We start from the raw sequence: 11,902 nt of genomic DNA, 5'->3' as shown, positions 1-11,902 counted from the left end.
CAAAATCCGCAGCGCATCTCGCTTGAATTCCGCCGTGATCTTGACCTGCTTTACTCGAACCATCAAAACCTCCATCAAACCCAAATTTTAGGATGATGGCTCTCCACTTTGCCAGGGCAAGTCCAGAGCAGAAGGAGCAGCTTGCGGCCCGGCTGTCAGAAGCGCCGGCCGTCATGCCCGATATCCATCCCAATGTCGCCGGCCTCTACGCCAGGATGATCGAGCGGCTGACGACGGCCCTGGAGGATGCCACCACCCGCGGCGAGGTCATGGAGGCGATCCGGTCGCTGATCGACAAGGTGGTGATCACGCCTAGCGCTCGTCGCGGCGAGGTACAGGCGGAGTTGCATGGCAAGCTGGCGGAGATCCTGAACGCAACAACCCGCTCAGCCGGGGCTGGACGGGTTGTTATAACGTCATTGGATGCGGGGACAGGATTTGAACCTGTGACCTTCAGGTTATGAGTTTGAAAAGTATTCATACGATGATGTACTCTCGAGCACGCCAAAATCGCCTAAATTCCTGATAATACTTTTGATATTTTGACTTCTATGTACGACCAGATACCATCATCAACGCTCCGATTTTATCTCATCTGGTAGCTATTTGGTAGCTGATACCAAGCACCAGTATGGCGCTTCCGGTGTTTCTGGAGATGGATGATGGCAAAGCTCTCCAAGCGTTCCGTGGATGCCGCGGCGGCAGGTCCGACCCTGAAGGTGGTCTGGGATGACGAGTTGCGGGGGTTCGGCGTCCGCATCCATCCGACAGGCCGCAAGGTCTACATCGTGAAGTGCCGGATCAACGGGCAACAACGGTTCATCACGATTGGCCAACACGGCCCTGTCACCGCCGATCACGCGCGGGCACGGGCCTATGAAATCCTGTCCGAAGCGAAGAACGGGCGTGATCCGGCACAGGAACTCGATCAGGCGCGGAAGGCCCCGACCATGAAGGCGCTGGGAGAGCGGTTTCTGGAGGAGCATGTCGCTGTACGCTGCAAGCCTTCGACGCAGAATGAATATCGGCGGTCGGTGAAACTGTTCATCAATCCTAAGATCGGCACCCGCCGGGTCACGGACATCCAACGCCGGGATATTGCGGAGCTCCACCATTCGCTGCGGCACATCCCGTACCAAGCCAACAGAACCCTTGGCGTGTTATCCAAGATGTTCAATTTGGCCGAAGTCTGGGGCCTTCGCCCCGACGGCAGCAATCCATGTCTGCATGTGAAGAAGTTCCCGGAGGAGAAGCGGGAGCGCTTCCTTAGCGCGGACGAATATGCAGCACTGGGGCGGACACTGGCCGAGTTGGAAGCAGCGAAATCGGAGCCGGTTTCCGTCATCGCTGCCATCCGGCTGCTGATGCTGACGGGATGTCGGCTTAACGAAATCATGACCTTGAAATGGGCCTATGTTGACTGGCAGGCCAAGGCATTCAGGCTGCCGGATTCCAAAACGGGGGCCAAAGTCGTTCTGTTCGGCGATAGTGTCGCTGCCGTCCTACGTGCCATCCCGAAGCTACCGGATAATCCGTGGGTCATAACGGGCACAAAGGAGGGAGGCAGACTGACAGACCTGCAACCACCGTGGCGACGCATCCGGCAACGGGCAGGGCTGGACGATGTTCGCATCCACGATTTGCGGCACTCCTACGCCAGTGGCGCGCTGTTCTTGGGCGAAGGGCTGCCAATGATCGGAAAGTTGCTGGGCCATACACAGGTGCAAACCACCGCCCGTTATGCCCATCTGGCGCTCGATCCGGTCAGGAACGCAGCAGAGAAGGTGTCCGACTTCATCGCAAAGCAGGCCGCTGGCTTGGCGCAGTCCAGCGCCGCGCGGCACCGTCGGTTCAGGGTCAACGCCCAGAACACCACGGTCCGATGCAATGGATAGTGCTGCCCGCCGCCATGATCTGGGTCGAATCTGCGTCTATACTGTTCCGGCGTGGTGCCCCGGTCACGGCGCTGTCATTCCCGCTGCACCCCGGCGCTCCGCCAGCCGGGGCGACTGCGGCAATGACCGCTCCGCTCCCCCCGCTGGGCCTGCCTGACCTTGGACGCACCGGAAGCCAATACTGCCGCCCCGGAGATCCGGGTGGAACCAGCGGCGGAAGGCCGCCCGCGCGTTGCGCGCAGCGTAGTCCCACGAACCGCCGCGAAGCGAACGGTTCGCACCGTTGTCCGTCTCCCCGATGGGATCGACAAGGGGGGCGGAGCTGTAGTTACGTCGACCATCCGCGCACCATTCCAAGACATTGCCCAACATGTCGTACAGGCCCCAGCCGTTGGGGGCCTTCACCCTAACGGGGTGGGTTTCACCCTTACTGTTGCCGTCATACCAGGCAATAGGATCAAGCGCTGTGGCCTTACCATCCCCGTCAATATCAATAGGCCCAGTGTAAAGCGCCGTATCCGTGCCCGCACGACAGGCATATTCCCACTGCGCCTCCGTCGGAAGGGCGAGCGACAGGCCGGGAACCATGCTGTTGATCCGGGTTATGAACCCCTGCGCTTCGTTCCAACTCACCTGCTCCACCGGTCGATCCGGGGACTGGAACCGGCTGGGGTTGTTCCCCATAACTGAACGCCACAGCGCCTGTGTACAGGGCGTGTCAAACAGCCAGAAACCCTTGCTGATCGTCACCTCATGCACAGGACCTTCATTATCATCCCGCCCCGGCTCATCCGCTGGCGATCCCATCCGGAACCGGCCCGGTGCCATCCAACGCATCCGCTGCGTCACACCGGCAATCGTAAAGCCGACGAACAGGCCATGTTCATCCTGGCCCCATTCGCTGGCCCAATCCGGTGGATTGCCATTGGCCAGAGGGGGCATGAACGCCATGGACGCGCCATTCATCCGCACACCGCCGCATGACGGGCGGCAAGCCGGTGAGCGTTCGCGGGGCATCCACCCGCACGACCAGCACACCGACCGCCCTTTCGTTTCGGCCCCATGCGGTATTGATCCGCGAATGTAGCCATGGCCAATGGTCTGGTCAGGGGGGACGCTGTCCTTCCCGTGAGCTTGGGCGCACCGGAAGCCAACATCGTCGATCCGGACAATCGGGTGGATCCAGAAGCGGAAGGCCGCCCGCACGTTGCGCGCGGTGTTGTTCCAGGAACCGCCGCGAAGCGAACGGTTTGCGCCGTTTGTTCGACCATCAGCCACCCCCACCCTATATCGTTACGACCGGCCCGGCAACAGGGTGCCGCCGGATCTGTGCCGCCCGCCACGTGCTGGAATCCGTATGGGCCGTTATGGCCAGTGCGGCGGAATAGCCGGTTTGCAAGGCCCGACCGTCGATGCGCCCCCTGGCAAAGGCGGTTTCCCAATAACGCCGCGCCAACATATAACGTCGTTTGCGCCGCCGCGACAGCAACAGGCCGCCGGGCAATACCCGATAGCCACACAGGTTGACCCCATCGCGGCTTTGGCCGATACGCACATTATCCTTGATGGTCAGGCCCAGCTCATCGCCCACAAAGGCTTCAACCGCCCTCATCATCCGAAGAATGGTCGCCTTGTCGTCGGCCCACCACACAACATCATCCATGTACCGCACCATTCCCCGCGCATGGCATTGTTCCAGCAGGAAGCGATCCAGCGCACCCAGATAGGCATTGGCAAAATGCTGTGACGGTAAGGCGCCAATGGGCAGGCCCCGCCCCGCCGCCCCTTTATCCCCGGATTGATCTGCGGCAGGCGACACCAGATGCGGCAGGAAGGCCCCACCATATTTTGCAGCCCTTGCCTCCCCCACCCCGTCAATGGTTTGCAGGGCGGTCAGGCTTTGGGTTCTGCCCTTGACCATGGCCGCCAGTTGATCGTTGGTGAAGATGGCATAGGCAGGAACACCCTCGGCGTCGGCCAACTGCTTGCACACCGCGCGCAGACGGGCGAACAGGGCAAAGTCCTGTTCATTCAAGACTTCCCGGTAATCCACCTTGACGCCGCGCCGGGCCGGGACGGCGGCGCGGGCATCACCGGCGGGAACGAAGCTGACGCAGAGCGACCAGGCGCTATTGTGCCCATCCTGCACGAAATGGCGATCCACGGCGATGACACGCTGGCTGGACAAAAACTGGTTCAGGGCTGCAGACGCCTCGTCCCCATCGTGAACCGGTATGGTGAAAAATGCCATGCGCATGGCTGATCTTTCTCGTGGTCGTTATTTCTTGCGTTTTTTTGTGGCGGGCGTCTTCCCCGGTCGCGGCGCTATCATTCCCGCCGCACCCCGGCGCTCCGCCAGCCGGGGCGACTGCGGCAATGACCGCTCCGCTCCCCCCTCCGGGCCTGCCTGACCTTGGGCGCACCGGAAGCCAAAATTGCCGAGCCGGACATCCGGGCGGACCCAGCAGCGGCAGGCCGCCCGCACGAGGCGCGCGGCGCTGTCCCAGGAACCGCCGCGAAGCGAACGGAGCGCACCGTCCTCCGTCTCCCCCATGGAGCCAGAGCCATAGTTGTACTCAGCATTCGCACACCATTCCCAAACATTGCCCAACATGTCGTAAAGCCCCCAACCATTCGGGGCCTTCATCCCAACGGGATGGGTTTCACCCTCACTGTTACCGCCATACCAAGCAATTGGATCAAGCGCTGTGGCCTTATCATCCCCGTCTATCTCTATCGGGCCTGTGTAAAGCGCCGTATCCGTGCCCGCACGGCAGGCATATTCCCACTGCGACTCTGTCGGTAGTGATAGCGACAGGCCGGGAACCATGCTGTTGATCCGGGTTATGAACCCCTGCGTGTCGTGCCAACTCACCTGCTCCACCGGTCGGTCCGGGGATTGGAACCGGCTGGGGTTATCCCCCATCACCGCCCGCCACAGCGCCTGTGTACAGGGCGTGTCAAACAGCCAAAAACCCTTACTGATCGTCACCTCATGCACGGGACCTTCATCATCCCACCGCCTAGGCTCATCCTCTGGTGATCCCATCAGGAACCGGCCGGGTGCCATCCAGCGCAGTCGCTGCCTTGCGCCCGCAACATCAATGCGGGTCCACAGGCCGAACCGGTCACGGCCGATGGCGCTGGCCCAATCGGGGCGGGCGATCTGTGCCAGATGCAATTCTTCGCAATCGCTACGGATGATCAGGGCCGGGGTGGCGGGCATTGGCACAAGCACGGCATCGCCCCCCACCTCCACCACGCTGGTGCCCGGTCGCGGCCCTGTCATTCCCGCCGCACCCCGGCGCTCCGCCAGCCGGGGCGACTGCGGCAATGACCGCTCCGCTCCCCCCTCCGGGCCATCCTGACCTTGGGCGCACCGGAAGCCAAAAATGCCGCGCCGGTCATCCGGGCGGCCCCAGAAGCGGCAGGCCGCCCGCACGACGCGCGCGGAGTAGATCCAGGAACCGCCGCGAAGCGAACGGAGGGCACCGCGTTTAGTCTCGCCGATGGGATCAAGGAGAGAACCGGTGCTGTAGTCACGGTTACCGTCTGCACACCATTCCAAAACATTGCCCAACATATCGTACAGACCCCAACCATTCGGGGCCTTCATCCCAACGGGATGGGTGCCGCCCTTGGTATCGGGGTACTGTCGTTCGTTCCAATCCGAGATGTCGTGCCCATTCCTCAACTCGAACCCCTGGCCACAATTACCGCCATACCAGGCGATGGGGTCAAGCGCCGGGGCGTCATGTTCGCCCTTGATATCTATCGGGCCCGTGTAAAGCGCTGTCTCTGTGCCCGCACGGCAGGCATATTCCCACTGCGCCTCCGTCGGTAGTGATAGCGACAGGCCGGGAATCATGCTGTTGAGCCGCTTAATAAATCCCTGCGCGCCGTCCCAACTCACCTGCTCCACCGGTCGATCCGGGGATTGGAACCGGCTGGGGTTATCCCCCATCACCGCCTGCCACAGCGCCTGTGTACAGGGCGTGTCAAACAGCCAGAAACCCTTGCTGATTGTCACCTCATGCACAGGGCCTTCATCATCATACCGCCCCGGTTCATCCGCCGGTGACCCCATCCGGAACCGGCCCGGTGCCATCCAACGCATCCGCTGTGTCACGCCCGCAATGGTGAAACTGGCCCAGGCCCCAAACCGGTCATGGCCCCAATCACCGGCCCAGGCCGGGGCCTTGCCCCCTGGCCAGAAAGACGCGCGCGGATCAGGCAGGTCATCACCGGTGATGGCAATAAGGCCGTTCACACTGTTGATGGTGGCCAGCGGGCTGCCCCCCGCTTCTGCACTGTCCGGCGGGGAAATCCGCAAATGCCCGCCCTGATGGTGCAGATGCAGGCGTTGCCGCACGGCATCAGGGCGGGGTGCGACGCTGCCGGGATCGAAACCGCTGGGCGGTTCCGTGCTGGTGTTATTCGCGCGCCCATCCCATTGGCGCACGAAATGCCAGAACTGGTCCATCGCCTGCCGGATTTCCGGTTCCACCATGTCCTTGGGCATACGGGATAATAACCCACGTAAACCCATGGCAAAACCGGCGGCACGCTTTGGATCATCCAAACTGGCCAAGGCTTGGCCAAGCTGACGGAAGCGATGGATGGCCCGCTGCCTTTCTTCCGGCACGGGCAGATGCGCGGTACTGGTGGCCGGCAGGCTGAGGATTTCTTCATACCAGACATCAGGGGACAGGCCGGCCCGCCAGTCGCGGATCAGCGCCAAGACAAGGCGCTGTATGTCCGCCGGATATTGGGCGAAATCCGTGCGCAGACGGTTGGCCCCTTCGGCATCCAGCGATGCCGCAACGCTGGACTGGCTGGTGATGACACCATGTTGCCAGGCGGCCACCTCTGCCGCCACGCCGAAACCGCCCGCCCCTGGCAACCGCCGAACCTGCCGCAGCAGGCCCGGTTCCATCCGGACGGCGGGCGACAGCAGCGACAACAACTGTTCCGCCGGATCATGATTGGATGATGGCGGGGCCAGCGGCCCCTCCCAAGGAATCAGATGCCAGACGCGCGGCAGGGAAGCGGGCCATTGGTGCGGCGCACAGGGCATCAGGGCCACGGGCACACAACCCGCCGCGCGCAATGTGCGCCCAAATTCCAGCCAATGCTGGACCAAGGGCTGCGCCGACCGGTCCAGACAGCCCAGGTCGCCCAGAACCAGCACAATGGTTCCCGCCGGTGGCGGGGCGTAATCCAGATGCTGGTTCCGTTCATCCATCGGCAGCAGAAGCGTTGCCCCGTCCCAGCAGCGCCAATGATCCACGCTGTTTTCCGGGAACAGAGGCATCAGCCAGCCCAGAAACTCATCCTGATCATGCCAAAGTGGCACCAGCCGCCGGCTGCGATCATCAATCACCTGAATGGCGGCACCCCATTGCCGCCGTAGCAAACGCGGAACCCGGTCAAGCTGCTGCGCCGTGGCGATGCGTGTTACGGCGGCCTGAATGTCGGGGCCACCATTGGGGCGGGCTTGCGCCAGCCCGGCCCGCAGCCGGGCCAACAGATGCGGCCAGGGTGACAGGGACGGCCATGGGGGCAGTTTGTCCGGCATCCCAGGCCCATCATCGACCGGGGCCGCATAAAATTCTGACCGTTCGGGGGCCGAAGAACGGTATTCGCGGGCAACCGGTTGCCAAAAGGGAACTGACGGGGTTGGGGGGGCGGTGTCCACCGCCCTTGTCGCCTTAATCACCTCGGCGGCAGCAGACAAAGTGGCCGATATGGTCAGGGAAGCAGATCCTTCGTGCCTCTCCGGCCCTGGTGATTTGACCTGAAAGCCCAGAAGGGCGGCCAATTGTTCTGGTGGGGTGGGGCATCCGCTGGCCAGTGCCCGCACCAGATCGGCCCGACCATGCAGTGCCCGCATTGCTTACCCCTCGCCGCGATGGGTTTTCATGACAAAGGGGGCGATCTGCTCAATCAAACGCACCTGTTCCTCCGGCGCGTCGGGTGCCAGGGTGATGATGGCGCGCACCAGATCCAGATATTCCGCCTGTCCCGGCTTTGGACGGGCAATGTCGCCTGCCGCCGCTTGGCGATCATCCGCCAATTGTGCCGCGGCACGGGCCAGCATATCGGCGCTGGCATTGGGGAAATGTGCCTGCCCCCGCGCGATCAGATGCGCGATCAACGCGTCTCGCTGCGTCGGCAGGGTTAACCGCAGTGCCAGACACCGGCGCTGAAACGCGGCGGGCAATGCCCGCTCCTCGTTACTGGTGATGATGATCAGGGGCGGGGTGTCGGCAGATTTGACCGGCTTGTCCCACCCGGTCGGTGTGAATTCCCCATTGCCCAGCACCTCCAGCAGGCCATTGGGCAATTCCGGCTCGGCCTTGTCGATCTCATCAATCAACACCACACAGCCATTCGCCGGGTCACATCCCGGCGGCTGATGCGGCGGCGGGCTTTTGGCCTTCTCAGCCTGCGTCTTCGCACAGCCCCAGTTTAGCGCCCACCAGAGCGGACCCGGTGTCAGAAAATTCTCAACCGCCAAACGCTCTCGCACCTGCGTGTGGTTCTCCTCAGATTTTAAGGCACCTGCCAGTTGCGCCTCCGCCAGACGGCTGACGGCATCGAAGTGCCAAACGAGATCCTGCGCCTCGGTCCGGGCGGTCACCACCTTCTGCACAAAGGCCCGCCGCAAGGCCGATGCCGCCGCCAGCGCCAACTGGCTTTTCCCGGTCCCCGGTTCCCCCAGCACCAAAAGTGGACGCCGGGCCGCTAATGCCGCATTGATGGCATAGATGCTGTCCTGATCAAAAACATGCACCTGTTCCGGCTGGCTTCCCAGCGGAGCAAGGGTCAGCGGTTGGCCGGGGTGGGTGGTCAAGAACTGCATCATTTCGTCCTGGCAGCGAGTGTGAGGAAGTACTTTATGGAGCTGGGAATGGTGCCTTCGTTCAAAATTACATCCTCATTGGCGCTACGTGGAATTACAAATAAATTCTCGAATCTTTGTTTCAATTTGCACATCAAATCTGCATTATTTTGATATCTTCTGTCCTGATCGCAAAGAAAAGTGATATATACTGACTCTGCACTGTCCGATAATTGAGCCATCCTCCTGTTCGCTATCTTGATGCCAGCACCATTATCAGTGCCTGATTCCACCGCAGGTGCATATTCGTCTACAATATGATTGGTTATATTAACCAACGCTGCCTCTGCATCAAAATGAAGCCCCTCTGTGGGGGGGGCAGGGATCGCGTGTTTTGCCCTGAAAGCCGCAGCGCCGTCACCCATGACAGGCTCAACCTGAACCGCACGCTTATCGTAGGAAGCCATCGCTATCTCTGCCATGTGTTCAGTATGAATGTTAACTGGATCAGGCTTCCAACTCACACTATCCTGGACACCTAAAGAACGGATAAGCCCACTATCGACCAAACACGGGAGAGCACGGAATATAAATTCACAGATGGATTCAGGGGTGACATCATCTGGCCAGGCGCTTCGGTCCCATGACTTGCAAATATTTTCAAATATTACAAGAGCCTCCTCAGCAGTATTTTGCAGCAAAATTGCAACAATAAGTGATTCTTTATCTATATATCCCGCATCTATTTTAAGCTTATTGGATAACGCCCTACACAATGATTTACTATTTTTTAGAAAAATGACCAAAAACCGTTCAGTTAATTTATTATATTCTACAATACCAGAAAGCTCAACCGTATCACAAAATGTTTGATCGTCATATAAATTCGAAACTCGCATGGCACGAAGGCGGCCATTTTCATAGTATTCAGGACACTCGACAATAACACCTTTGATCATTCCGTCGACGAAGACCGGCGCACCGGACACACCGCGCCACCCATTGTTCATGGATGTGGTTGCACTGACATCCAAATCAAAATGAAGGTCGCGACTGCCTGATGGCTGGAAGCAAGTTCCTTTTAGCGCGACCAAGGGGCGACTACCGCCGTCAGCCTCCGCAGATGCAAAGCCATGACTTTCCCACTGCTGATGAGAACGGGGTGACCGGGATGAAATGGCACCGAACGGCCCCTGGACTTCAGCAGGGAAATTACAACTGAGCACTGCAAGGTCCGCCTTCTCATCCGAAGGCATCCAAACAATCGCCGCCTCAGCGCGTGGCCTATTCCCGTCGGAACCCAGCTTACACCAGACCACCTCTACACTTTTTGCTGTGCAGTTTGTCGCCGACACAACATGACGTGCGGTGAGTATCCGACCTCCAGCAATCGGATAGCCAGTCCCAATTGCCTTTTTATCGTTCGAAAATATAACTTCTACTCTAACAACTAGGTCTGGCTTCACTTCCGATCCCCATAAAATATTTTGCTATTCACTTGGAAAGTCATCGACACTTTCCCGTACGAGCGTATCTTTCTTTTTTCCCTCCTTATCCGTTGGCTCAAGCATTAGCTTTATCTTGTGCGTATTGGTACCTTTGGCACTCCCACCCACTTCACCGCCGATTCCGAAAACCTTGAAACTGGCCTTGCCGTTCCCACTGATCTCGCAGGCGACGGTAAGTTCCAGCTCAATTCCGTTGACCTTGAATCGCAATTCCTCACCATCACCGCGATTGATGGCCTCAGCCAGTTCTTTGCGAAGGGTATCAATGGCGTCCGCGATACCAACAGATTGGCCCGCAACAACGTTCATGCCTTTTTCTCCTTTAAACGACAATATATCGAAAGCATACCACTATAGGGAGCATGAAAGACAAGAGATTTTATGCGAATTTTTATAATTTGGACTTATGGTCCTAAAAAATAGTAGAACCCGTATGGTCAATTGTTTTTAGTCTTACTCTACGAGCAGAAATTCGCCTCCAGCCCCTCGCTAAACGCGCACACGCCTCCATATCAGCTTTGCAAGGTCAGCATCACCTGACCAGAACAGGGCGGCATTGATCGGCCCTGGCAAAGCTGGATCATCAAATCGCACCCGCAGGTACGGCTGCGGACTTTTGTCATTGGTCTGTGCCTCCCAGGCATCCCCGATGTGATGTTGGCCGAGTAACAGACGGTAGGCCGGTGCGGAAGGATTGTCGCGACCGTCGTTCGGGACCAGCCGCACCTTGGCATTGATTGTCAGGGTACGGATGGTTCCGGTCCAACCGCCATCTTTGGTTTGAGTGAATCTGCCAATGGTGGCCATGGTTCAGTCCTCCGGTTCGCTGGGCTGGCGACCTGATGCCATGGCCACACGCTGGCGTTTCCGACCGCCAACAGCGTCCTGCCTAGACGGACGGTCCTCCTTCTGAGCCCTGGCATAAGCACGGTCGCTGTCCAGGAAGGCATCCAGCATGTAGGGGATGAGATCGGCCACCGGCTCGGTAGTACCGTATGTATCCCGGTAAAGGGCAGCGTAGGATTGCAGCCGCTGATGCAGTTCAGGATTGAGGGTGACGGTCAGCTTGACCGGCGTGCGGTCGGGGAGCTTGGGGAGCTTCAGCATGGGTCAGCCTCCACGGTAGGGCGATAGGATCAGGTCCCGGCGCACGATGACGCGCAGCGGCCAGCCTGGGCGGACGGTCAGGGTCGGTTGGATATCGAGATTGCGTTCAACCAGACGCTGGCCAGCGCGGTCGGCGTTCTGCTGGACGGACTCCCTGACAGCCCGAACAAGGTCGCTTTCCTGCTGCCCAAAGGACAGCTCGGTACCGACACCGAGCAGTGTTGCCATGGCGATACCCTTCAGTAGGCGCCCGGTGTGGAAGTCCACGTCGTCGGTGAGCCCTGACCGACCTTGGGTGTCGCTGGCCGGCAGATTGTCCAGTTGCAGGGATGAGCCATCGGGGCGGATCAGGCGTTGCCAGAGCAGCAATGCACGCTCCTGTCCAAAGCTGACGCGGCTATCATAGGTGCCGATCAGGCGTGTGGACTTGCCCTGGCAAAGTGGAGAGCCATCATCCTAAAATTTGGGTTTGATGGAGGTTTTGATGGTTCGAGTAAAGCAGGTCAAGATCACGGCGGAATTCAAGCGAGATGCGCTGCGGATTTTGT

11 protein-coding genes are annotated in these 11,902 nt (G+C 59.7%); 2 read left to right on the top strand and 9 right to left on the bottom strand.

Features of this window, described 5'->3' with window-relative positions:
• Nucleotides 1-173: 173 nt before the first annotated feature.
• Together GE253_RS25235 and GE253_RS25230 are read left to right on the top strand one after the other, a co-directional pair.
• Nucleotides 174-464 (top strand): hypothetical protein, encoded by a 291-nt coding sequence (locus tag GE253_RS25235; RefSeq protein WP_153206918.1) that lies wholly within the window; start codon nucleotides 174-176, stop codon nucleotides 462-464.
• A 195-nt stretch (nucleotides 465-659) separates the two neighbouring features.
• Nucleotides 660-1,895 (top strand): tyrosine-type recombinase/integrase, encoded by a 1,236-nt coding sequence (locus GE253_RS25230; RefSeq protein ID WP_348770953.1) that lies wholly within the window; start codon nucleotides 660-662, stop codon nucleotides 1,893-1,895.
• 63 nt (nucleotides 1,896-1,958) lie between these two features.
• Here the strand turns inward: GE253_RS25230 and GE253_RS25225 are convergent, their stop codons facing one another.
• The 9 genes from GE253_RS25225 to GE253_RS25180 all read right to left on the bottom strand — a co-directional run bounded on the left by GE253_RS25225 (nucleotide 1,959) and on the right by GE253_RS25180 (nucleotide 11,771).
• On the bottom strand, nucleotides 1,959-2,846 hold the full coding sequence (locus GE253_RS25225; RefSeq protein ID WP_211101597.1) for a formylglycine-generating enzyme family protein: 888 nt from the start codon (nucleotides 2,844-2,846) through the stop codon (nucleotides 1,959-1,961).
• Nucleotides 2,847-3,180: 334 nt separating this feature from the next.
• Nucleotides 3,181-4,152, bottom strand: coding sequence for an HRDC domain-containing protein (locus GE253_RS25220; RefSeq protein WP_153206916.1), 972 nt, complete (start codon nucleotides 4,150-4,152; stop codon nucleotides 3,181-3,183).
• A 21-nt stretch (nucleotides 4,153-4,173) separates the two neighbouring features.
• Nucleotides 4,174-7,473 (bottom strand): formylglycine-generating enzyme family protein, encoded by a 3,300-nt coding sequence (locus GE253_RS26130; RefSeq protein ID WP_211101596.1) that lies wholly within the window; start codon nucleotides 7,471-7,473, stop codon nucleotides 4,174-4,176.
• 318 nt (nucleotides 7,474-7,791) lie between these two features.
• A complete protein-coding gene (locus tag GE253_RS25205; RefSeq protein ID WP_153206915.1) occupies nucleotides 7,792-8,763 on the bottom strand; it encodes a MoxR family ATPase in 972 nt (323 codons plus the stop codon).
• The gene (locus GE253_RS25200; RefSeq protein WP_153206914.1) at nucleotides 8,760-9,995 is read right to left on the bottom strand and encodes a hypothetical protein; all 1,236 of its coding nucleotides are present in this window, start codon (nucleotides 9,993-9,995) and stop codon (nucleotides 8,760-8,762) included. Before GE253_RS25200 ends, GE253_RS25205 begins: the two co-directional genes overlap by 4 nt.
• A gap of 234 nt (nucleotides 9,996-10,229) precedes the next feature.
• Nucleotides 10,230-10,556 carry a trypco2 family protein gene (locus GE253_RS25195; RefSeq protein ID WP_153206913.1) on the bottom strand — a complete coding sequence of 109 codons (327 nt, stop codon included), beginning with the start codon at nucleotides 10,554-10,556 and terminating at the stop codon, nucleotides 10,230-10,232.
• Nucleotides 10,557-10,736: 180 nt separating this feature from the next.
• Entirely contained in the window at nucleotides 10,737-11,054 is a 318-nt protein-coding gene (locus GE253_RS25190) for a DUF736 family protein (protein ID WP_153206912.1), read from the bottom strand.
• Between the two features lie 3 nt (nucleotides 11,055-11,057).
• The gene (locus tag GE253_RS25185; protein ID WP_153206911.1) at nucleotides 11,058-11,354 is read right to left on the bottom strand and encodes a DUF2274 domain-containing protein; all 297 of its coding nucleotides are present in this window, start codon (nucleotides 11,352-11,354) and stop codon (nucleotides 11,058-11,060) included.
• A gap of 3 nt (nucleotides 11,355-11,357) precedes the next feature.
• Nucleotides 11,358-11,771, bottom strand: coding sequence for a TrbI/VirB10 family protein (locus tag GE253_RS25180; RefSeq protein WP_282183264.1), 414 nt, complete (start codon nucleotides 11,769-11,771; stop codon nucleotides 11,358-11,360).
• Nucleotides 11,772-11,902: the final 131 nt, after the last annotated feature.

The sequence above is a fragment of the Niveispirillum sp. SYP-B3756 genome (assembly GCF_009495745.1).
In the GTDB taxonomy this organism is placed as follows: domain Bacteria; phylum Pseudomonadota; class Alphaproteobacteria; order Azospirillales; family Azospirillaceae; genus Niveispirillum.
The sequence above is the reverse complement of the archived record's forward strand: the minus strand, read 5'-3'. Positions and strand labels throughout refer to the sequence as shown.